The sequence below is a fragment of the Clostridium estertheticum genome, assembly GCF_018861295.1.
Lineage (GTDB): Bacteria > Bacillota > Clostridia > Clostridiales > Clostridiaceae > Clostridium_AD > Clostridium_AD estertheticum_D.
Window position 1 is genome coordinate 54,967 of the sequence record NZ_JAHLDM010000026.1, and the last position, 20,246, is coordinate 75,212.

Sequence of the window (20,246 nt, forward strand, 5' to 3'; positions counted from 1 at the left end):
AATTTATATTTATTTTATTTATTAAAAGAATTAATATATAAAAAAATATTAACTATAAAATATACTATCAAAGAACTATAGATTTTGTCAAAAGACTGGATAAAAGCTCATTTAAAAGAACAAATAAAAATTTTATTAAATAAAGTCATAATAAAATTTTAATTTAATAATATTGTTTATTATAAACTGAAGATTTATGGGAGTAAAGAAAAACCTAATGGTAATCTAAAATGATCTTATAGAATAGAAAAATGAAAAAGTAGTTAAGACGTAGTCTTAGCTACTTTTAATATTTGTGTTACATAAAATAAGCTTGTAGTTAGTTCATTACTACAAGTTTATTTACATGTATTATTGTAGGTTTAAGAGAGTAAGTTTTGCCAAGTACCGTTACCGACAATTCCATCAATAACTAAGCTATTGCTTTTCTGATATTCTTTAACAAGCTCTACAGTTTCATTTCCATAAATACCATCGATAGAAAGGTTAAGTATTTGCTGGAGCTTTTTAATAGTACCTACAGTTAATGGACCACTGGCTCCGACTACAACTAAACCATTATTATTTACATTCAGATTTCATTAAATCGTTGGGGTATATGTGTTGTTAAGCACTCAGTTAAATTTAACTGAGCAATTACGCTTTTGAATGGATACTTTTGATACAATATAATTTTCGTTATGTTGAATAGGGTATTCATTGGCTAATGGATAACAATGGATACAAAAACATACTAATAGGTAATGAATAATGGTAATATGATGTAAGCACTTGCAATATGTGGTTGTAATTTTTTTCAAGAAATATGTTCAATAAAAAAAACGTTATTTTTAGAACGTAATAACAAAATTGGAGGTTTTTTAGTATGGGAGCTTTAGATGATATATTTTCATTATTGTTCGTAATCTATATTTTAATTGGAATTGTTTGTTTTATATATGCTTATTTAATAGGTTTCAAAAAAAAGATAAATCTTATATGGTGTTATAAAAATACAGATTTAATTAATAACCCAAAAATCATTAAACGATATGTAAATAATTTTTGGTTATTAGCTTTAGTAGCTTTTTTTAATAGTGTTATTATTTATTTTATGTCTTCGCAAGCTACTGTTACTATTACAAGCTTTATTAACATAGCTTTTGTATTATTTGTAGCATGCACATCTGTTAATGATAAGTTTTAGTATATTCAGTTTGATTATAATACATATTGAAATATGTATATGTTATAGTCTAAATTTACCATACCATATACAATTTTAATTACATTGTATATTCTCAATTAGACACCTTTTATGCAGTTAAATAGAGCCTCATTGCATAAGGTAAAAGTATGAATGAGGATATAGGCTAAATAGGGGTACAAAACAAATGTCGTGAAGGTCTGTTTTCACGGCATTTGTATTATATATATAAATCTAACCTATAAGTTCAAAATTAATGTAACATAATTAGCTATGAAGGAGGAATGACATGAATCGTAAAGTTAAAATTTCGATTGAAAAAAATAAATTATTAATAATAGCTCTAATAATTATTTTAGTGTTTGGATCTTATACTTTTTTCACTCAAAAGCAAAAAAAACAATCTACAAATGAAGCATTTATAAATTGTTTAAATGAAGCAGATGCTTGTTTTGCGGTTCCTTATAGCAAATTTGATGAAGAAGATAAAGTATATTACTACATGAAGGCATCTGCAAATTTACATACAGCTATGTATATATTGCCTTTTACGTCTTATGCTAATGTTGAAAATAAAAGCAGCAATTCAGCAAATGCACTATCTAGACTTTACATGTGCATTACACTACACTGTACACCACAATCAAATAATAGATTAATAGCTTTTAATAAAAAAGAACAAGAGATATATATGTATTTGCATTATATAAGCGTAAATCCTAATGATAAGAAGAATTGGGATTCGCTTTCAAAAATTGCAGAGGACATTGGGTATTAAAGTACGTTATATATAGTTTCAAAAAAATCATGCCATAGTTCGTTTTTTATCCAAAAAACGAACTATGGATGTATGACTAGCTTCAATGACCTTACTAAATAGTAAACGAACTTTAACTTGATATAACACGAACTTTCACCGTTTTTTCATTTATATTACAATTACAAAAATCAATTATAAATAATTAAATAATATAATAGGAGATGTTTAAAATATGAGCATAATTATGTGTAATGAATGTAATAAAGAAATATCTGAAAATGCTATTATTTGTCCTCATTGTGGGAATCCAAAACATTCAAATATTTATAATATAAAAGGTGAATTCTATGATTTAACAGAAGTAATAAAACTTTCAAATGAGCCACTTGTTGATATGAAAATATTTCGTAGTATTACTAAATGTAATCCTTGGGAATGTCATTTGTTTGTTGATAGTATAAGATCTTTTGGTAACTTTTTAGAGGAAAAATAACTTATTAATATTCGTACCATAGATTTTATGTAGGTATAGTATACTTATTTAGATTATAAAAGATATTTAAGTATATTTTATAATCATTTTACCTGTACCATTTACAGTATGTTTAAATATCATTGGAGCAAACATAACAAAATGAAAGTAACCCAATGTTGACTTGTTACATTGAATGTATTTTAAATAAGATAAATCTACACCATCGATGTGATTACAAAAGCTAGCTCCCTGGGCCTTATATTGTGAAATCTATAATCCAATATAATACAATTCACTTATGGATTACATTTTTATTTGCTTCAATAATCCCTTATTTATTAAAAAGTATAACTATAGAGTATTGAAGGAGCAGTCATGAAAAATAAATTCAAGGAGAAGATCTCTGCAGGTCAGTTTATTTTTTATCACTGCTCGTATTGGGTCTACTTCGTTGCAAATTCCCCAGTTTGTGAATTTACTAAATATGAACTAGCAGCACCATGACCACCTAGAGAAATTATTTCAATGTGATAATATATATTCCTATAAATAGGATAGCTAATGAAATAAAGATTATCCAAATCTTTTTATGTGATTTTTTACGCTTATTTTCAATTAAGTTAGAATCCGTCATTTTTATAGTTTCCTTTAAAATTAATTTAAAAAATCTTCTTTCCAAAAAACTCCTCCTTATTGCAACATAGCTTGTCCATTTCACTTTCAATCTCTAAAATAAATCAAGAGCAAACATAAACTGTAAGTTTTTACTTTGTACCCCCTGAGGAACTATTTTAAATACATCAACTAGTTCAAAATTGTAATGAAAATCATATTCACACCTCTTTAACAAATTCTCTACACTTATTTAACTATGTACCATCTGTTAAAACAATTGCATATTATTTCTAATTAATTTTCAATAATAATTTAACAAAATCACCGCAATACTTTTTATATACAGTGATTTTGTTAAATTTATTTAATTTCAATAAATATTGAGTTGCTAATGGTCCTAAAGTATATACAAAACTCAAAATGAAATTAAAGAATTAATCATTAAAATTTGATATCATTTGCAATAATTAACTCTTTAGATCTACTTTGCCAATAACAATAGGATTTCTATTAAAAAGTGCACCCACTCATTTCTTATTTTTAGGTATCATGAGTATTGATCTACTTTAAATCATCAATGTAATTTTTTTTGCCTTTGGCTAATCTATTAATATTTATTCTATTCAAATATTTTGTAACTATATACACTATTGCAGATATCAAAATTATGTATCCGCCATTGACTATTTTAGTATACTGATTATCATTTAAAAAATATATAATAGTCGAAAAAACTACAAATAGCACTATTGAAAACAATGATCCTAAATTCTTTTTAAGTCCATTTTCAGTAATGAATAATGGAGTTATCATCCCTTCTGCTACAAATATAATTAATACCAAGCCAATAAAATAAAGATATATAATGGATTTGACTCCCATGATAAGGCGCCATAGGCAAAAAATGATAATCCCGCAAACCAACCAAAGAAATATGCAGCTAGTTTTAACAAAAAATTTAGTAAGATTTCTCTTTTACATGGTCCACTACTGTTATTGATAATCTCATTAGTAAAACCTTTTACATCATCTCCTATAGTATCTTGAAAGCTAGAATTTCTTAATTTCAATTCTTGCGCCATTCCTATTAAGTCACTTTGAATTACTTGCGCATCGTATGAATTAACCTTAAACATACTCATACTTTTCATAATGTTTTTAATGACCCGATTATCATCTTCCCTTAATTCTATTGACTGCTTTTGATTTTCTTCTTTTAACAAGATTACTTCATTTTTAGACATATTTTCATTCTCCCTTCATTATTTTATCAACAGACATCTTTACATCATTCCATACAATTTCAAATTCTTTTAAAAACTCTTTTCCAATATTAGTTAAAAAATAATACTTTCTCTTTGGTCCTAGGGGAGATTCTTTATAAATAGATGAAATGATTTTCTTTTTTTCAAGTCGTAATAGAATAGGATAAGTTGACCCTTCTTTTACATCCTCAAATCCATAATCTTGTAATCGTGATACTATTTCATATCCATATGTTTCTTCCCCACTTATTATCTTAACTATACATCCCTCTAATGTTCCGCGCATTAATTGTGAACGATCTACCACATTATTCACCTACCTTTCACCACATAGTAGCTTGCCTACATTGTACTACCTAGTAGTTTAACTGTCAATAAAATTCATCAAAATAAACTAAATATTTCCTCTAAATATAAATTCCCCCAAACTATAAGTCTGAGGGAATTTATAAAATAAACTAAATCTACTCTATAACACAGCATACATAGCATTCCTTGTCTGAGGAAACTTATCAAATGTCGTTCCGGTAATAAGTTCACAACCCTAAATTCAAACTCCATAGGGGTGTGCATGTCCAACATAAAAATCTATACTTGTTTCTTACCGAGTAGTATGAAAAGCATCAATTTTATCTGGATATAACATGTGATAATACTTATGAACCCACCCAAGATTGGACATATTATTTATTAAGATACTATTTAATTGTTCTTGTAATTTAGAATACTCTTGCACACTTGCATCCTCTGATACCTTATCAATTAAATCAGCACCTACTGTTAGAGAATCTCTTAGATTTCTCCCTAAATCAATAGCTCCCTCTGTTGTCAAAATCGTAGGGTTTTTAGGATTTCCAGTAACCCACTTGCCATCGCTGTTCCTTTTGTACATTATAAATTTAAATGAACTTCCCACAGCAATGCTACCATAGCTATCAGTGCTAGTCCTAAATTAATCATCGTTTTTAAACTCTAACCAATATGTAAGTCCATCTTTATTTCCTATATTAAACATGGTTTCTATTAAAAGTTCACCATCTAATTCCTTTAATTTATATTAAAAGGAATGCAGCCTTCTTTTTATTTTGATTTTAAGATTGAATATGCGTCTAGTTGTTAAGTTATGGATTTTGAAATTGCATGAATTAAATACATTTTTAAAATTAGGTTAAATTCATCCTAAAAGCGATATAATAATATATGACAATTAAAATTATAGGAGGAATATATATGCTTTTAAACAGTCAAAAGATGGTTTCCATATCAGAAGCTAATCGGAATTTTTCTAAAATTGCAAAGTTAGTAGATGAGAACAAATCTGTAGTTATAATGAAAAATAATAAACCTAAATATATTCTTTTAGATTTTGATGAATTTAGCAAAGGTGCAATATCAGAGGAAGAAAAACTAGACACAATTGCAGATAGAATATTATTTGAAAATTTAGACGCTTTTAAGAAATTAGCTAAATAAAATATATATCCGTTGAATATATTCTGAAGCTACATGAAAAGTTAATAAGTACAACTGGTGGTTCAGATGGAGTAAGAGATATAGAACTTTTAAAATCGTCAATTGAGAACTCAAAAGTAACATTTGACGGATAAGATTTATACAAAACAATTGAAGAAAAATGATCTAATTTGGGCCTGTTATCATTTCCCTTAACTCGTATAATCTCTGTATTATCATACACATTGATTTCATCATATATTTTAATGTTCCCTTTTAACTTCTGTTGCAGTCTTACTACATTATCTAATGTATAAAACTTCTTTTAAATTTCCAAATTTTTTATATTAAAATCATAAATCTTCCTGCAAAATTAAAGAATCCCTATGTATATTACGATTACACACATAAAAGCTTCACAAAAATTTATAAATTAGCACTATATCTGTTATCCTAATAATAAAAAATACTGCCTCCTTCAGTGCATACCTGACTCTGCAATAGATAATCCCTACTCCTTTCAATATTTTAACCCTATACATGGTAATCGAGATATTGAATCTGGCATTGAAAGTATCGTAAACCTGGATGATATAAATGGATTATCACTCATTTATACTCTGGAAACCTATGATGGTACAATTAATAGATTATGTTAACCAATAATGTTGATAATTAAAATATTTAAAGTGAAAGCACCAATTTACTTTAGTTATGAAACAATTAATACAGTTATCAAGATAATCATATTAATACCAGCGAGAATTGCTCCCACCCACATAAGCTGCTTACCAAGCCCATATATTGCAATTGATTTATTAGCACGAATATCAACTCCTTTGTCAGTATATAGATATCTTAATTCAAATTTATTACCAATAATAAATTTACATTTAAGTTCATGTCCAGTAGTAGATTTATAAAATAAATACGAGTTAGTACGATCATCCCAATACTTGATGGTTGGGAACCACCCTGCAGGGTCATCTAGGACTCTATCTCCTCTCACAACATCAACTATTTCTCCTACTATAACTTTCGATTCAGAATCATATTTTTTGCCCTTTTTATAAGAGCGTAATCCTATTAGCAAAGGTATTACTCCCATCAGAACGAAAGGCAAAAAAAGCAAAGCTATTATCATATTAGACACTCCTTAGTTTAAAATTTATTTTTGCCAACATTAGCTTTTGTGTTTGTAGAGCTCTCCATGTATCATTCATTGTTTTTTACAAACAATTCAATGATTTTATCTTCACCAAAATTTCTATTCTCAAAATATAATATAATCTAAATATAATGACCCCCTATCATTAATTAGTTATGCCTACTTATTATGCCATATAAGAAGAGTTCACAACAAATTTATATAAATCTACTTACCCATTAATGAAAGCATTTTTTCAACTTATAATTTTCATTACATAACCCATTAACTCCCCTAAATCACCAGAAACAAGTTCAGCCACTTTTTCAAGATTTACAGGTTGCAATATAACACTAACAATATTTCCACATGATACGGGATCATTTATATCTATCTTCGCGGTTTCACTACAGTTCTGCACCAAATATTCATAATATGGATAGAAGCAGCACATCCAGACCTGTAATATCACTAGCTAATATTTATAATATAAAAAAATATAAATAAATTTGATGAAACAAAATTCAAATGCAACTTATAGTTGACAAAAATGTTACGTTTGATTGGTAGCAATATGGTTGTTTTTTTAGTAAACTTATTTAGGGGTGATTAGAAATGAGTTTTCCGGAACAATTGCAGATTCTTAGAAAAGAAAAAGGATTATCACAAGAGAAATTAGCTGAAATGCTTGGTATATCAAGGCAGGCAGTTGCAAAGTGGGAAGTTGGACATTCATACCCTGACATTGCAAGACTAATTGCATTAAGTGATTTCTTTAAAGTAAGTATTGATAAATTAGTTAATGATTATGAAGAAAATTGTCGTTTATGTATAAAAGAGAAAAAAGTTGATTCTACACATGAAAAAATAGTAGAATTTTTACGTAATGCCAAAAAAGCTACGTATGCAGGAAATGGTGTTGAATTTAAATCTTCAAGACCTAATTCACATGATTTAGAGTATACAGAAGGAAATCTAAAATATATTGATACCTATTTAGGAAGAGATCAATTTGGAGGAGAAGAAGCTTTATGGGAAGATGACATTCCATTTTGGTCAATGAATTATACAGGCAAAATTATTGGAAAAGGTTTTTTAGGAAAATTTTTAAAAGAAGCATTAAGCTTAGTACCAGAAGAAAATCCTTATCGTGGACCTTTAGTATATCAAAATGGACAATATAAATATCATTGCATTGTTAATGGAGACTTTAAGTGGTTTCAAGGATATGAGGAAATTTATTTTGATGATACAAAAGTGTATGAGTGCTTTTTTCATGGTGGAATTATTAAATAACAGATTAATTAGATATTATTTTTAATTATTTTTATCTAAATTAATCTTAATATAGGAGAATGTATAATGAATTTATGTAGAAATGATATCGAAATAACAATGATTCTTTAAAACAATATTTTAAATAATCATTGTTATGTAAAAACTAACGAATGTAATTCACTGGTGATTAGTGTAGGGGCCTACATTGATCATTCATGCCCAAAACGTGCTTTTTCCAAGGCATTTAAGTCAAACTTTTTCATTTTGAGAAAAGCCTCTGTCACTCTTTTAATTTCATCTTTTGTGCCATTAAGCAAGATTTCGTCCATATTGTATGGAACAATTTGCCACGATAAGCCAAATTTGTCCTTGACCCACCCGCATTGCTCTGCCTCAGGTATTGCAGAGAGTTTATCCCAATAATAATCAATTTCCTTTTGATCATTACAATTTACAATGAGTGAAAATGCCTCGTTGAAATTGAACTCTACATCAAATCCATTATCCATTGCTGAAAAATCAACACCACAAAGCTTAAAAGCAGCATAATTTATCCGAGCTTTTGATGACTTTGCTTCACCATTTCCATATTTGCTTATTATTCCCATTTGGGAATTTTCGAAAACTTCAGTGTAATATTTCACTGCTTCTTCGGCCTTCCCACATGCATCATTTGAAAAAAGTAAATTTGGTGTAATCTTCTGGAGCATTTCACCACTATCAACAAGCATTAACTGCCAAGACAACCCATAGCGATCTTGAATCCAGCCGTACCACTTGCTAAATGGATATTCACCCAGTGGCATAAGTTCAGTGCCAACTTCAGATAATGCTTTCCATTTAGTATTAACCTCCTCTAAGGATGTACATGCTACCATCAAGGAAATCGATGGGTTAAATTTGAAGTAAGGACCTGCACTTATTGCCGCAAATGGTTGCCCAGCTAATTCAAAGTTTACACTTTCCACATCTCCTGAAGGAGTATCTCCAATAACTGTTACGCTTAAAATCTTTGATTCGTCAAATAAACTGATATAGAACTCGGCTGCTTCTTTAGCTTCTTTGTCGTACCATAAATGAGGAACTATTTTTTGCATATTGTTCTCCTTTCTTAATCATCATTATAAAAAATTTCACGCTTTGCATTATTACTACAATTCATATAATTAATTTATTGTGCCTTTAATCGTATGCAATTAACCTTCGATCTTTAATATTTCCTTCTGGACTTTTTCTAATGCCTTCTTAGATCCTCTCTCAATGTCTCTTTCTAATTTTCGCTGCTGATAATCCACAAATAGTGTATTAAGATCATAATCCTCTGGGTACAAATCCTCAGCCGTAAAATTTAGTCTTAACATTTTTTCATTAGCAAATTCGCTTCGCTCATTGGAACCCCCGTTGGTCGTTAACAAATTGTAAACACAATTTATTTTTCTAAATACCTGACTTGCTTAAAATGCCAGGGACTTAACATAAACATTCACTTAAGCTTGGTCAGCTATGCTATTTTCTAGCTTTGCATTACAAAAAATGAAACAAGAGAAGCCATTATAAAGAGGGCTCTCTTGTTTCATTTATATTTATATTTATATTTATATTTATATTGTTATAAATAACCTATATTATCTTCCTATCAATCAATCTCTTGTGCAGATTTCAAAACTTCATTATACAATTTCACTGACATTCTGAACCCATTTTCTATTAAAATATCTAAGTATTTCTTTACACTTTCAATTTTTTTATACTCTTTTGCTAACAGTAAAATTCCCATTAATCCAACTGTTCTTAACAACATTGTTTCTGCAAAATGCCTAGCAGATCTATTATTACTCTTTTTATTTCTAATTCTTTTAACCTAATTCATCCTTGAAATCTTTTAATACAATTCGATCCAATCTAAATTCATCTTCTGTATATTCATTCCAAGGTATATTTTTATTTTTAAGCAAGTCCATAAAGTCTACAAGAGCTATTCCTGCTATTTCAGCCCCGCGTGCTAATGACACGGACTTGCTAGTAAATAATGCAATTGCTATTGATATTGTTATATTATCATTCAAAGATTTTGAAAGTCCCAAATCTTCTATAAGTGGTATTAGATCATTGGGTAAATCCAAATTTATTTTTATTCGTTCAGCACCCATTTATTCCACATCCTTAATTTAACAATAAAATTCTTATATTTATATTATACCCTATCTTCTATAAATTTTTAACAAATATTTTATTTCCATAGTGAACTTATGTCTACTGGAGAGGCTTTAGAGTATACTCTGGATTATTTTAATATTAAAGATGAGATTTTAAAATCAAAGCTTTTGAAAGCATATGAGAATGTGAATTGTTACTAGGAAGTTCCTAAAGTTTTAGCTATATTAAAAGAGAAAAAAATACTCACTGCAATATTATCAAATACTTCACCAAATATGTTAAATAAGGCAGTTGAAAATTCTAAAATAAATCAATATATTGATCACATTTTTTCTGCCGATAGCCTTAAAATGTATAAACCATATCCTAGTGTTTATAATTTGGTTTCTAAAAAATATAACGTTGCAAATGATGAAATATTATTTATTTCCTGTAATACTTGGGATGTAGCCGGTGTGAAAAGTTTTGGTTTTAATGTATTTGGGATAAATCGTTTTAATGGTAAAAAAGAATTCTTACCTTTAAACCAGATATTGAAGCAAAATCATTAAATGGAGTTTCAAAAGTCTTTGAGTCAAGGTAAACACAGTTAATATAGTTGAGTTAGGTACATGACAAATGTCCTGAAAACATAACTGAACTAAACCGCTAACAGCGTTGGCAGACAAGTGCTAATTATGTTAACTTAATTTTTGCTTAAATAAAATAGAAAGAAATATCCTATTTACTAAGATACTTCTTTCTTATAATGGACACTTCCTATAAACTTTTATTGTCAAAATAAAAAATAAGGGAGTGTTATTATTTATGTCAGAATTAAGAGAAAGATTGAATCGCCATAGCAGTGCTAACGCGGTATCGTTCAAAAGTTTGTTTCAGACATCGAGCAATTTTCGTAACTAGCATCGTTTAAGTATATACTTAAAATGAAAGCTTTTGTCGGCTCAACATCTGAAAGCAAATCTATTCTTTTCACGACATTTGAATATATTAACATCTTTAATCTACTGCCACCCACATCTAATGATATAGAAGGCATTGTATAGGCATATATGAAAAATATGATCTATGCTATTGGGTAAAACAAATGAGCGTACTATTTACCTAAAGAAAATATATAAGAAAGCAAATTAACTTTAGATTGTAATGACCTTAGAGTTACTATTAATTCACGAACTTCATTAGGTACTTTTAAATCATTTTTTAAAATATAAAAAGAAATTTTCTCTGCTAAATTACTTACTAAAGGTCTATAATTATCTCCAGTACGTAATTTATTATTATATTCATTTAATAAATCAACTAATTGTCTATCATGATTAGTATCTAATTTTTTCAATGTATTTTCTATAGCTTCTATAGCTTTTATACTTTGTTTAGAATATTTCATTTTCAACACTCCCTATATAAAATTTACCAATGGATTATTTTTCTTGGTTGATTAAACTTTCTACATCGCTTATTACTGCTTTTAACATTGTTATTGGTCTCCAAAGGTTGCCATACATACCATCAAGACCATATTCTTTATTAAAGTTTGGTTCTCTCACCATATTCGGACCCACTAACCATCCTTCTATAAATGCGACGTTACCATTAAAAAAAATTTTTAGACATAGTACCCAATTAAATTGGTTAAGTGTGTTATTAGCAAAGAATGTTTCATTATTTACATCAATTTGTTTAAAATCTTTTTTATTTAAGTAATCATAAACAGAATTTATTAGATTATTTGGATTTGAAGAATTAAATTGAATTTGATTGATATATCTCTTATTACTCATTTATTTAGCTCCTCTTTAAAATTAAGTTTTATGTTGATATAAATTACGAATATGACTAATACAATGGTAATTATAGCATATTAATATGGTAATATAAGGTTATTTTGGTAAAAATAAAACACTCACAATATTTAGGGAAAGAACATATTTATTTGACAAAACAGAATTAATCTTCTCTAATAGTTTTTCCATTTTAAATTTTTCCTGCCAACCAATTAATAAATTGTTGTGCTGTCCTTCCCGAGGCCCCTCCATGTTGCATTTCCCACCTATTTGCTTCTTCACATAATTCTTTCTGCGAAAGTGTAATATTTTCGTGCTTCTTAGCCAGTTCTTTTACAATTTCATCATATTCATCTCGGCTAGGATTGTTATAACCAATAGTAAGACCAAATCGATTTGCCAACGATAATTTTTCCTGCATAGTATCATTAGTATGGACGTCACCTCTTTCTTCAATATCGTTTCGATCATTCCACGTTTCGCGAATTAAGTGTCTTCGATTAGATGTAGCATATATTAATACATTATCTGGTTTAACTTCCACTCCACCTTCAATCACAGCTTTTAAAAATTTGTACTCTATTTCAAATTCCTCGAAAGATAAGTCATCCATATAAATGATATATTTATAATTTCTATTTTTAATGTGAGCAATTATAGCTGATAAATCCTGAAATTGATGCTTGTAGATTTCAATCATCCGCAAACCACGATTATAATATTGATTAAGGATTGCTTTTATGCTTGCAGATTTCCCAGTACCACTATCTCCATACAATAAAACATTATTGGCCGTTCTTCCTTCTACAAATGCTTCAGTATTCTCAACAAGTTCTTCCTTTTGGAATTTATACCCCACTAAATCATCTAACATGACATCATCCATATTTCTAATTGGGTAAAATTCTAACTTTCCATTTGTGTGGCCAACGCGAAATGCTTTATTCAGTCCAAACATTCCAACACCAAAATCCTTATAGAATCCTGTTATAATACAAAATACTTCTTCCTCGTCTTTTGCATTTTCAATGCAACTACTGATATATTGAACTTTCTCACCAACATTTTTATTATACATTCCTTCTTTTTTTACAATAGCTTTATAATTAGAAATAGTCGTAAAACAATCTATATCTAAGTCCTGTTCAATATGTGAAAAATCATAATCAAATAGGTTCTTGAATATTTTAAAATCATTTTTTGCGAAGTGATTCACCGTTCCATCACTTGCTCCTATTTTTTCACATGTAATACTAAAAGAATTTTCGTTGGTGATGAGTAGATACACTAAATAATTGTGCCATATATTTTTATCAAACCCATAGTTTGTTGCTAAATCCAAAATACGTTTCATTTCCCTATAAATACGGGTTACAATTTTTTCATTAGTGCAACTCTTTGAGTTATAATCCTCAATAATATCTGCTAAATTACATAAAATGCAGTTATCTCCCAAATCATTATATAAGATCAACTTTGAAATTTCTTTATACATAAAATCAGCTCCTTCTATCTATATTTACACATCAAATATTTAATTCACAAAAATACTTATAATAAAAATCATTAAAAATGGCACTTTTTTTAACAAATACTTATATTTATACATATTATATCCTATCTAACTTATTAAAGGGATCAATATATGTTTTAAATAACAAAGTTTCTTTATTTTTGTCAAAATATATCAAAAAACATTCGATGGGTATTCAAAGGAGTTAAAGGAACTGGATGTAGACAACTATATATCAGGGTAATATTTTAATAATAATCTTAAAAAATAATTTAAATAATGATATACTAAAAATAAACTGTAATTGTAATCAATATAAATTTGAATAGTATAGTGGAGGGGGACCTTAAATTGGATAATAATAAAGTAATTAGAACATTAACTATATACGGGAGTTCTTTGAAGAAATTGTATAAATTCGTTCCAGAAAATTGTATAAAAGCTACTCCATATACAATATCAGATGTGTTAAAATATGACTTAGAAGTAAATATAAATGGAGTTATATTCACTGGAAAAGACGATAGTTCCTACATAGTTATAAATAGCTCTAATAGATATTATACAAAAGAGGAATTAATTGCTTTTCAAAAGATAGCTGTAAAATGTTATACGTACCCATTCGGAGGCCTAGAAATTTCTTTTGGATTAAATATTTTTACCAATGATAAAACAGAAAAAACAATAACGGCTCTTTTAAATAAATATAAAATAGAACCTTTGTTAGATAGTTTGGATTCAGAAGGTCGTATAGAATTAAGGATTTCAAACGTGAAATACTTTGCTACACAGTCTTTTATAAATTTTATTTTAGAATTGCAAACATTAACTCATTTATTAGCAACATAGATTGTTCGTTTCACTTCCAAACTATGTAAGTGGTCAGACCCTTGGGTACATATGTATAAAAATGTACTTTACTATCTTTATATAAAGGTATTTGCTGTAGTTGCAATAATACTTTCCTTTGCTCTAAATCTAAAATGGAATTTTTTTATATTATATCATATTTAAGTATTATCTTTAATTGTAAATAGTAAATTTAATCACACAGAAAAACCTCTATATTATTTATTTAATATAGAGGCTGTTTATTTATTTCTAGATTTTATTATTAATTATATTAAAATTAATCAACCCTTCTGTTTTTATAATAATATTCTTTATCACGTTCATTTATATCCCTTAATACACGGCATGGATTTCCTACAGCGACTACATTTTCAGGAATATCATGAGTAACAACGCTTCCAGCACCTATAACTGAATTATCCCCTATAGTGATGCCTGGTAAAATCACTACATTGGATCCTATCCATACATTATTACCAATTCTTACTGGAATTGAAAACTGAGTACCTGGTCTGCGAAGATTTGGATCAACGGGATGTCCTGTTGGTGTTATTGTTACATTAGGTGCTATCATTACATGCTCACCTATATAAACATCAATATCATCTACAATTACAAGATTAAAATTAGCATAAAAATGATTGCCAATATGCACATTCGTACCATAAGCCATATGAACTGGTGGTTCAATCCAAATATCCTCACCCATATCTCCCAATAATTTTTTTAGCAAATCTTTCCTTTCTATTTCTTGATTTGGACGTGTATTGTTATAATCATATAATAATTCTTTACACCGTATGCGTTCCTCGTCAAGTCCCTCCCCCACATCTAAATACAACATACCATTTTTCATTTTCTCTCTTATAGTCATAATACCCTCCCCTTCATAATTTATAATATTTATTTCAATTAATTGTCTCCTTGTATAATAGAAATAGTATTAAAATAAATTATTTCTAATCTGTTTCTACCTTAACTTTGCTAATAGTTAACAGCTGCTTTCATAGCAATTTTATTTCAATGGCAGGTTTTCTTAATTATTATTGCTAATTATAATTTCTGAGCATCTATTTATATTTTGGTAACCAATCCCCATGAGCTTCAATAAGATCATCGCACATAGATTTAATATTATCCATTGAAAGCTCTGCCGATGTATGAGGATCAAGCATTGCAGCCATATAAATTAATTCCCGTTTCCCTGTAAGTGCAGCCTCTATAGTCAGAAGCTGAGGATTTATATTTGTTCTATTTAATGCTGCAAGCTGCTGTGGAAGTTTACCAACATATGTAGGTATCACTCCACTTCTGTCAACTAGGCAGGGAACCTCAACAATTGCTTCAGTAGGTAAATTTGTTATAAGTCCTGTATTTAGTACATTTCCACCAATTTTATATGGATTGCCGGTTTCCATAGCTTCCATTATATAAGAAGCATATTCATGGGTTCTTGTGTGTTGTATATTTTTATTCTCCACCATATCAGAATGTTTGCCTTGCAACTGTTTTTCCAAAGCTTTTGCCTTTAATGCTGGATAAAGGTCTTTACCGTTTTTGGTAACTTCTAATAACCAAGCCTGATGGTTAATGCCGGCAATTTTCCACTGTGCATCTTCTGCATTAACACCTATATCAAGAGATTTTAGAAGGTCAGGTACACATTTTTGAACGCTATGACATAGTCCTACAGTTTTAATTGAAGTGGCTTTTAACATTGCACCTGTTAACATTGCCATGGGATTAGAGTAATTTAAGAACCAGGCATTGGGACAAACTTCTTCCATGTCTTTTGCAAAATCAAGCATTACAGGAATTGTTCTAAGGGCTCTAAATATTCCTCCAATTCCTAAGGTATCAGCTATTGTTTGGCGAAGACCATATTTTTTTGGAATTTCAAAATCGGTTATAGTACATGGATCATATCCTCCAACTTGAATTGCATTAACTACATAATTTGCACCTCTAAGAGCATCTTTTCTATTTGTATATGATTTAATTTTAGCATGACCATTATGGTATGGAAAATTGTAAACCAAGTCACTCCTATGGACCGGCTCTTAGAGACCATTTCCTATTACATTATATAATTAGTGGAAGTGGTCTATTTGAATTAGATGGGAAATCTTATAATCTACATGCAAATCAAGGTTTTTTAATATGTCCAGATGTAATTACCTATTATGAGGCGAGTAGCAAAGACCCTTGGATTTATACTTGGATTGGATTTAGAGGAATAAAGGCTGAGACCTTCTTAAAGAATATTAAATTAGATAAAGACAATCCAGTTTTCAAATGCAAAGGTGATATTATTAAGAAATGTTTTGAAGAAATTAGGCATTCTAGCACTTATAAATTAGGGTATGAACTTCGCTTGCAAGGATATTTAAATATATTGCTTTCAGAGCTCACAGAGCAATCAGAATCGCCTAAAACAAAAGGAGATGGACAGAAAAAAAACTACATAAAAAAATCCATTCAATTTATTGAAACTAATTATTCTCGCAGCATGTCTATTGAATCATTAGCGAGTTATATAGGCCTTAATAAAAATTATTTTAGCACTATATTTAGTGAATTATTAGGAATTCCACCCCAAGAATACCTAATAAAATATAGGGTTAATAAAGCCTGCAAACTATTAAGTAATAAAGATTTAACTATAAGCGAGATTTCACGTTCCGTTGGATATGATGATCCTCTTGGATTCTCAAAGATATTTAAACAAATAAAAGGGGTTTCACCAAAATCTTATAGACAGGCTCTATTATAAAAAAATACAAGTTCATCTCCTCCTCACAAAGACACCCGGGCGTCATGAACAATTTGATATCAAATAAAAATGATATTTTCCAATAAAAAAGTAACTATTAAATATAATAATATTTAATAGTTACTCATTTAATAAATCATCTGTCCAACCTGGCATATTTTTATCTTTCCAAATTATATTGCCATCTCTTAAATCAATTACTTGCTTAAATTTTTCTGTATTATCATATACATTGATTTCATCACATATTTCAATAGCCATTTTTAAATTTTTTAATGAGGCATAATACCTTCTTTCAATAGTATCCTCAGGTATTCCATGACCGCCTTTACTTACCCTCAGCTTAACCCTCTTTTTTGCAATTTCAGGACTTTCAACCCCTATATAATTCATCACTATATAGAATCCATTATCTTTTGCAATCCTTATATTTTTTATTATGCTTCTACCAGATAGTGTGGTCTCTTGGTTAAATGATATTCCTTGTAAAATATATATTTTTATTAGTTTAACTGCTTCTCTAGCACATTTCATTTGAAGATTATTATCTTGCCAAGAACCTATACTAGCTACAATTTCATCAGTATTTATTCTTTTTTCATCTTTATTTTCATTATAATATATTGACTTATACATTGAAGTTTTACCAGCACCATTGGTGCCCGCGAATATTGTGTACGTTGGCATAATTATTTACCTATTACCTTTTCTTGTTCTCTTTGTAAAACCATATTAGATAACGTCATATAAAAATCTTGCTCTTGTTTACTCTTTGCCTTACTAAATAAATCCTTTAACTGACTATATGATAATCCTAAAAAAATGTCATATATTTCTTTATTTTTACTTTCCATATCTAATACCTCCAATTCAAACTATTTATATAATATTATATACCAATATACTATTATATTAAACTATTACCTTATTATTAACCCCTTCTCTTCTATCACAAAAAGATATCCTCTTAATACTTGCTCTTGCCCAATCAATTGGAGTGGGAATTTCGTCTATAACTTCCAGAAGCCTTGGGGAAGGAAATAGATTAAAGGCAGAAAAGGCTGTGGGCACTGCACTAACATCCTCTGTTTTATTAGGAATTATAATTATGGTTATAGGACTAACCTTTATCAGACCTATATTGTGTATTTTTGGTTCCTCAAAAACTATACTTCCCTATGCCTTAACATTTTTTAGAATTACGTTATATTGTAATGTTTTTTTTGTTTTTAGTATGGTTGCCAATAGCATTATACAGTCTGAAGGACATGCTAATATTGCCATGATAAGTATGATAATAGGACCCGTAATTAATATCCCATTAGATTATATATTAGTTACAAAACGTGAACTACCACCACTTATAGAAGTGGATGGCTTCTTGGTCAATACTACTACTGTAGCAAGTTCGTCTCTTCCTGAGCCGTGTGCGTCTCTTGCAGAGACGTATCCAAGCTATCAAGGTCATTCCGACCTCTCTAACAACATATCTTTTATTATATTGCTAGTTTTAGTAAATTTTTGCTCGCATTTATATCTCTATCCATTATCATTCCACATACTGGGCATATATAAGTTCTACAAGATAAGTCTTTAGTTTGACTTGATTGATTACCACAATCAGAACATAACTGACTACTTGCATAGTTTGATGGTGCTACTATTATTTCTCTACTATACCATTTTGCCTTATATTCTAACATTCTTCTAAACTCTGACCAGCTAACATCAGCTATTGATTTTGCTAATTTATGATTTTTTACCATATTTTTAACTTTTAAGTCCTCAATCACTATAACTTGGTTTTCGTTAATTAATTGAGTGCTTACTTTATGCAGCATATCTTTCCTTTGGTTAGATATTTTCTCATGTAATTTTGCTACTTTTATTTTAGCTTTTTTTCTATTATTGCTACCTTTTTGTTTTCTTGATAAATCCTTTTGAAGTTTAGCTAACCTTTTAGCTGATTTCTTTAGGTATTTAGGATTATGAAAAAACTCACCATTACTTGTTATTGCAAACTCTTTAATTCCCAGATCTACACCTATTTTACTACCTGTTTTAGGCAATTGAATATTTTCAGCGTCAACTAAAATAGATACATAATATTTTCCACTTGGAACTTGTGATATAGTGCAAGATTTAATTAACCCATTGAATTCTCTATGCTGCTTTATTTTTATCATAGACTTTAATTTAGGTACTTTAATATGCTTATTTTCAATATACACAGTACCATTTTGATTATTAGTTGTATAACTATTGGTATTAGTTTTCTTCTTGAACCTCGGAAAACCAATTGATTTATCTCTAAAAAAATTATTATACGCTTTACCTAAATTCATTTGAGCATTAGCTAAAGCAAGACTATCGACTTCTTTTAGCCACTCAAATTCAGTTTTGTATTGTGCGGGCGAGGGATATTTAATCGCCTTAATATCTAGGTCTTTGTTTTCCTCATATGATTTAATTCTTTCAGCTAGCATTCGGTTATATACAAACCTAGTACATCCAAAAGTCTTGGCTAAATATATTTTTTGCTCAATATTTGGATATAACCTAAATTTATAAGCCTTTAACATTTTCTCACCTCATTTCAATCCTTGGGTTTCTATATATTTTCTAACTATATCTATAGGAGCACCACCAGTTGTTATAAGGCAGTAACTTTTACTCCAAAAATGTTGTTTCCATAATTGGGTTTTAATTGATAAAAACTCTTTTTTTATAAGTCTACTACTAGCACTTTTATATGCGTTTATAAACTTAGATATATCCGTATTTGGATAACCTCTAAACAATAGATGCACATGGTCTTTATCATGATTCCATTCATCTAAAATAATATTATATTTTGGGCATATATACTCAAATATTTCCCTTAGTCTATTTGATATTTCATCATTTATTACTTTTTTTCTATATTTTATAACCAATACTAAATGATAATTTAGCAAGAATACCGAATGATTATTAGTATCTAATT

At 28.8% G+C, this 20,246-nt stretch carries 31 protein-coding genes; 9 read left to right on the forward strand and 22 right to left on the reverse strand.

The window, feature by feature from the left end:
* Positions 1-362: 362 nt before the first annotated feature.
* Positions 363-575: a peptidoglycan-binding domain-containing protein gene (locus tag KPL54_RS20470; protein ID WP_216108416.1), complete on the reverse strand. Its 213-nt coding sequence runs from the start codon at positions 573-575 to the stop codon at positions 363-365.
* Positions 576-865: 290 nt separating this feature from the next.
* Here KPL54_RS20470 and KPL54_RS20475 point away from each other — a divergent pair, with 290 nt between their 5' ends.
* From KPL54_RS20475 to KPL54_RS20485, 3 genes are all read left to right on the forward strand, one after another.
* The gene (locus KPL54_RS20475; RefSeq protein WP_216108387.1) at positions 866-1,186 is read left to right on the forward strand and encodes a hypothetical protein; all 321 of its coding nucleotides are present in this window, start codon (positions 866-868) and stop codon (positions 1,184-1,186) included.
* A gap of 289 nt (positions 1,187-1,475) precedes the next feature.
* Positions 1,476-1,964 (forward strand): hypothetical protein, encoded by a 489-nt coding sequence (locus KPL54_RS20480; RefSeq protein ID WP_216108388.1) that lies wholly within the window; start codon positions 1,476-1,478, stop codon positions 1,962-1,964.
* Positions 1,965-2,178: 214 nt separating this feature from the next.
* Complete coding sequence (locus KPL54_RS20485) at positions 2,179-2,439, forward strand: zinc-ribbon domain-containing protein (RefSeq protein ID WP_216108389.1); 261 nt, start codon at positions 2,179-2,181, stop codon at positions 2,437-2,439.
* Positions 2,440-2,938: 499 nt separating this feature from the next.
* On the opposite strand, the gene KPL54_RS20490 is transcribed toward KPL54_RS20485, so the two are convergent.
* From KPL54_RS20490 to KPL54_RS20510, 5 genes are all read right to left on the reverse strand, one after another.
* Positions 2,939-3,100: a hypothetical protein gene (locus KPL54_RS20490; RefSeq protein WP_216108390.1), complete on the reverse strand. Its 162-nt coding sequence runs from the start codon at positions 3,098-3,100 to the stop codon at positions 2,939-2,941.
* A gap of 497 nt (positions 3,101-3,597) precedes the next feature.
* Positions 3,598-3,849, reverse strand: coding sequence for a hypothetical protein (locus KPL54_RS20495; protein ID WP_216108391.1), 252 nt, complete (start codon positions 3,847-3,849; stop codon positions 3,598-3,600).
* Positions 3,850-3,869: 20 nt separating this feature from the next.
* Positions 3,870-4,280, reverse strand: coding sequence for a hypothetical protein (locus tag KPL54_RS20500; RefSeq protein WP_216108392.1), 411 nt, complete (start codon positions 4,278-4,280; stop codon positions 3,870-3,872).
* Between the two features lie 4 nt (positions 4,281-4,284).
* Positions 4,285-4,608, reverse strand: coding sequence for a PadR family transcriptional regulator (locus KPL54_RS20505; protein WP_216108417.1), 324 nt, complete (start codon positions 4,606-4,608; stop codon positions 4,285-4,287).
* A 294-nt stretch (positions 4,609-4,902) separates the two neighbouring features.
* A complete protein-coding gene (locus tag KPL54_RS20510) occupies positions 4,903-5,217 on the reverse strand; it encodes a hypothetical protein (RefSeq protein ID WP_216108393.1) in 315 nt (104 codons plus the stop codon).
* 314 nt (positions 5,218-5,531) lie between these two features.
* On the opposite strand from KPL54_RS20510, the gene KPL54_RS20515 reads away from it, so the two are divergent.
* Complete coding sequence (locus KPL54_RS20515; protein WP_216108394.1) at positions 5,532-5,774, forward strand: type II toxin-antitoxin system Phd/YefM family antitoxin; 243 nt, start codon at positions 5,532-5,534, stop codon at positions 5,772-5,774.
* A gap of 691 nt (positions 5,775-6,465) precedes the next feature.
* Here KPL54_RS20515 and KPL54_RS20520 read toward each other — a convergent pair.
* Together KPL54_RS20520 and KPL54_RS20525 are read right to left on the reverse strand one after the other, a co-directional pair.
* Positions 6,466-6,897, reverse strand: coding sequence for a hypothetical protein (locus tag KPL54_RS20520; RefSeq protein ID WP_216108395.1), 432 nt, complete (start codon positions 6,895-6,897; stop codon positions 6,466-6,468).
* 259 nt (positions 6,898-7,156) lie between these two features.
* Entirely contained in the window at positions 7,157-7,354 is a 198-nt protein-coding gene (locus KPL54_RS20525; protein ID WP_216108396.1) for a hypothetical protein, read from the reverse strand.
* Positions 7,355-7,515: 161 nt separating this feature from the next.
* On the opposite strand from KPL54_RS20525, the gene KPL54_RS20530 reads away from it, so the two are divergent.
* Positions 7,516-8,196 carry a DUF5680 domain-containing protein gene (locus KPL54_RS20530; RefSeq protein WP_216108397.1) on the forward strand — a complete coding sequence of 227 codons (681 nt, stop codon included), beginning with the start codon at positions 7,516-7,518 and terminating at the stop codon, positions 8,194-8,196.
* 191 nt (positions 8,197-8,387) lie between these two features.
* Here KPL54_RS20530 and KPL54_RS20535 read toward each other — a convergent pair whose 3' ends face one another.
* The 4 genes from KPL54_RS20535 to KPL54_RS20550 form a co-directional block, all read right to left on the reverse strand.
* Complete coding sequence (locus tag KPL54_RS20535; protein ID WP_216108398.1) at positions 8,388-9,275, reverse strand: VOC family protein; 888 nt, start codon at positions 9,273-9,275, stop codon at positions 8,388-8,390.
* 99 nt (positions 9,276-9,374) lie between these two features.
* Positions 9,375-9,593 carry a hypothetical protein gene (locus tag KPL54_RS20540; RefSeq protein ID WP_216108419.1) on the reverse strand — a complete coding sequence of 73 codons (219 nt, stop codon included), beginning with the start codon at positions 9,591-9,593 and terminating at the stop codon, positions 9,375-9,377.
* Between the two features lie 221 nt (positions 9,594-9,814).
* The gene (locus KPL54_RS20545) at positions 9,815-9,979 is read right to left on the reverse strand and encodes a DUF3368 domain-containing protein (RefSeq protein ID WP_216108399.1); all 165 of its coding nucleotides are present in this window, start codon (positions 9,977-9,979) and stop codon (positions 9,815-9,817) included.
* 55 nt (positions 9,980-10,034) lie between these two features.
* Positions 10,035-10,328 (reverse strand): UPF0175 family protein, encoded by a 294-nt coding sequence (locus KPL54_RS20550; RefSeq protein ID WP_216108400.1) that lies wholly within the window; start codon positions 10,326-10,328, stop codon positions 10,035-10,037.
* Between the two features lie 258 nt (positions 10,329-10,586).
* On the opposite strand from KPL54_RS20550, the gene KPL54_RS26215 reads away from it, so the two are divergent.
* Positions 10,587-10,886: an HAD-IA family hydrolase gene (locus KPL54_RS26215; protein ID WP_268038715.1), complete on the forward strand. Its 300-nt coding sequence runs from the start codon at positions 10,587-10,589 to the stop codon at positions 10,884-10,886.
* Between the two features lie 545 nt (positions 10,887-11,431).
* On the opposite strand, the gene KPL54_RS20560 is transcribed toward KPL54_RS26215, so the two are convergent.
* From KPL54_RS20560 to KPL54_RS20570, 3 genes are all read right to left on the reverse strand, one after another.
* The gene (locus KPL54_RS20560; RefSeq protein ID WP_216108401.1) at positions 11,432-11,725 is read right to left on the reverse strand and encodes a bacteriocin immunity protein; all 294 of its coding nucleotides are present in this window, start codon (positions 11,723-11,725) and stop codon (positions 11,432-11,434) included.
* A gap of 34 nt (positions 11,726-11,759) precedes the next feature.
* A complete protein-coding gene (locus tag KPL54_RS20565; RefSeq protein WP_216108402.1) occupies positions 11,760-12,119 on the reverse strand; it encodes a hypothetical protein in 360 nt (119 codons plus the stop codon).
* A 193-nt stretch (positions 12,120-12,312) separates the two neighbouring features.
* Positions 12,313-13,617, reverse strand: a complete 1,305-nt coding sequence (locus KPL54_RS20570; RefSeq protein ID WP_216108403.1) for an ATP-binding protein — start codon at positions 13,615-13,617, stop codon at positions 12,313-12,315.
* Between the two features lie 369 nt (positions 13,618-13,986).
* Here KPL54_RS20570 and KPL54_RS20575 point away from each other — a divergent pair, with 369 nt between their 5' ends.
* On the forward strand, positions 13,987-14,484 hold the full coding sequence (locus tag KPL54_RS20575) for a hypothetical protein (protein ID WP_253203642.1): 498 nt from the start codon (positions 13,987-13,989) through the stop codon (positions 14,482-14,484).
* 280 nt (positions 14,485-14,764) lie between these two features.
* Here the strand turns inward: KPL54_RS20575 and KPL54_RS20580 are convergent, their stop codons facing one another.
* The gene (locus KPL54_RS20580; protein ID WP_216108405.1) at positions 14,765-15,361 is read right to left on the reverse strand and encodes a maltose acetyltransferase domain-containing protein; all 597 of its coding nucleotides are present in this window, start codon (positions 15,359-15,361) and stop codon (positions 14,765-14,767) included.
* A 196-nt stretch (positions 15,362-15,557) separates the two neighbouring features.
* Complete coding sequence (locus tag KPL54_RS20585; RefSeq protein WP_216108406.1) at positions 15,558-16,526, reverse strand: family 4 glycosyl hydrolase; 969 nt, start codon at positions 16,524-16,526, stop codon at positions 15,558-15,560.
* Here KPL54_RS20585 and KPL54_RS20590 point away from each other — a divergent pair.
* Complete coding sequence (locus tag KPL54_RS20590; RefSeq protein ID WP_216108407.1) at positions 16,508-17,260, forward strand: AraC family transcriptional regulator; 753 nt, start codon at positions 16,508-16,510, stop codon at positions 17,258-17,260. The two genes, KPL54_RS20585 and KPL54_RS20590, sit on opposite strands and share 19 nt — an antisense overlap.
* A gap of 120 nt (positions 17,261-17,380) precedes the next feature.
* On the opposite strand, the gene KPL54_RS20595 is transcribed toward KPL54_RS20590, so the two are convergent.
* The 3 genes from KPL54_RS20595 to KPL54_RS26220 are packed head-to-tail and all read right to left on the reverse strand — an operon-like array spanning position 17,381 to position 18,331.
* Positions 17,381-17,947 carry a zeta toxin family protein gene (locus KPL54_RS20595; RefSeq protein WP_216108408.1) on the reverse strand — a complete coding sequence of 189 codons (567 nt, stop codon included), beginning with the start codon at positions 17,945-17,947 and terminating at the stop codon, positions 17,381-17,383.
* A 2-nt stretch (positions 17,948-17,949) separates the two neighbouring features.
* Positions 17,950-18,114, reverse strand: a complete 165-nt coding sequence (locus KPL54_RS20600; RefSeq protein WP_216108409.1) for a hypothetical protein — start codon at positions 18,112-18,114, stop codon at positions 17,950-17,952.
* Between the two features lie 58 nt (positions 18,115-18,172).
* Entirely contained in the window at positions 18,173-18,331 is a 159-nt protein-coding gene (locus KPL54_RS26220) for a hypothetical protein (protein WP_253203648.1), read from the reverse strand.
* Between KPL54_RS26220 and KPL54_RS26225 the strand changes: the two genes are divergently transcribed.
* Positions 18,258-18,857: an MATE family efflux transporter gene (locus KPL54_RS26225; RefSeq protein ID WP_268038276.1), complete on the forward strand. Its 600-nt coding sequence runs from the start codon at positions 18,258-18,260 to the stop codon at positions 18,855-18,857. The two genes, KPL54_RS26220 and KPL54_RS26225, sit on opposite strands and share 74 nt — an antisense overlap.
* Here the strand turns inward: KPL54_RS26225 and tnpB are convergent.
* The gene (gene tnpB / locus KPL54_RS20610; protein ID WP_216108410.1) at positions 18,757-19,842 is read right to left on the reverse strand and encodes an IS200/IS605 family element RNA-guided endonuclease TnpB; all 1,086 of its coding nucleotides are present in this window, start codon (positions 19,840-19,842) and stop codon (positions 18,757-18,759) included. The two genes, KPL54_RS26225 and tnpB, sit on opposite strands and share 101 nt — an antisense overlap.
* A 9-nt stretch (positions 19,843-19,851) precedes the next feature.
* Positions 19,852-20,246: IS200/IS605 family transposase (gene tnpA / locus KPL54_RS20615; RefSeq protein ID WP_216108411.1), on the reverse strand; the 395-nt coding region annotated here is incomplete at its 5' end.

What these genes read in the sequence shown, in the direction of transcription:
- KPL54_RS20485 (WP_216108389.1), top strand. Translation starts at nt 2,179, where the DNA reads ATGAGCATAATTATGTGTAATGAATGTAATAAAGAAATATCTGAAAAT.
- KPL54_RS20600 (WP_216108409.1), bottom strand. Translation starts at nt 18,114, where the DNA reads ATGGAAAGTAAAAATAAAGAAATATATGACATTTTTTTAGGATTATCA.
- tnpB (WP_216108410.1), bottom strand. Translation starts at nt 19,842, where the DNA reads ATGTTAAAGGCTTATAAATTTAGGTTATATCCAAATATTGAGCAAAAA.
- KPL54_RS20520 (WP_216108395.1), bottom strand. Translation starts at nt 6,897, where the DNA reads ATGATAATAGCTTTGCTTTTTTTGCCTTTCGTTCTGATGGGAGTAATA.
- KPL54_RS20480 (WP_216108388.1), top strand. Translation starts at nt 1,476, where the DNA reads ATGAATCGTAAAGTTAAAATTTCGATTGAAAAAAATAAATTATTAATA.
- KPL54_RS20570 (WP_216108403.1), bottom strand. Translation starts at nt 13,617, where the DNA reads ATGTATAAAGAAATTTCAAAGTTGATCTTATATAATGATTTGGGAGAT.
- KPL54_RS20515 (WP_216108394.1), top strand. Translation starts at nt 5,532, where the DNA reads ATGCTTTTAAACAGTCAAAAGATGGTTTCCATATCAGAAGCTAATCGG.
- KPL54_RS20550 (WP_216108400.1), bottom strand. Translation starts at nt 10,328, where the DNA reads ATGGGTGCTGAACGAATAAAAATAAATTTGGATTTACCCAATGATCTA.
- KPL54_RS20500 (WP_216108392.1), bottom strand. Translation starts at nt 4,280, where the DNA reads ATGTCTAAAAATGAAGTAATCTTGTTAAAAGAAGAAAATCAAAAGCAG.
- KPL54_RS20530 (WP_216108397.1), top strand. Translation starts at nt 7,516, where the DNA reads ATGAGTTTTCCGGAACAATTGCAGATTCTTAGAAAAGAAAAAGGATTA.
- KPL54_RS20535 (WP_216108398.1), bottom strand. Translation starts at nt 9,275, where the DNA reads ATGCAAAAAATAGTTCCTCATTTATGGTACGACAAAGAAGCTAAAGAA.
- KPL54_RS20475 (WP_216108387.1), top strand. Translation starts at nt 866, where the DNA reads ATGGGAGCTTTAGATGATATATTTTCATTATTGTTCGTAATCTATATT.
- KPL54_RS20580 (WP_216108405.1), bottom strand. Translation starts at nt 15,361, where the DNA reads ATGACTATAAGAGAGAAAATGAAAAATGGTATGTTGTATTTAGATGTG.
- KPL54_RS20565 (WP_216108402.1), bottom strand. Translation starts at nt 12,119, where the DNA reads ATGAGTAATAAGAGATATATCAATCAAATTCAATTTAATTCTTCAAAT.
- KPL54_RS20545 (WP_216108399.1), bottom strand. Translation starts at nt 9,979, where the DNA reads ATGTTGTTAAGAACAGTTGGATTAATGGGAATTTTACTGTTAGCAAAA.
- KPL54_RS20495 (WP_216108391.1), bottom strand. Translation starts at nt 3,849, where the DNA reads ATGATAACTCCATTATTCATTACTGAAAATGGACTTAAAAAGAATTTA.
- KPL54_RS20560 (WP_216108401.1), bottom strand. Translation starts at nt 11,725, where the DNA reads ATGAAATATTCTAAACAAAGTATAAAAGCTATAGAAGCTATAGAAAAT.
- KPL54_RS20590 (WP_216108407.1), top strand. Translation starts at nt 16,508, where the DNA reads ATGGAAAATTGTAAACCAAGTCACTCCTATGGACCGGCTCTTAGAGAC.
- KPL54_RS20525 (WP_216108396.1), bottom strand. Translation starts at nt 7,354, where the DNA reads ATGTGCTGCTTCTATCCATATTATGAATATTTGGTGCAGAACTGTAGT.
- KPL54_RS20595 (WP_216108408.1), bottom strand. Translation starts at nt 17,947, where the DNA reads ATGCCAACGTACACAATATTCGCGGGCACCAATGGTGCTGGTAAAACT.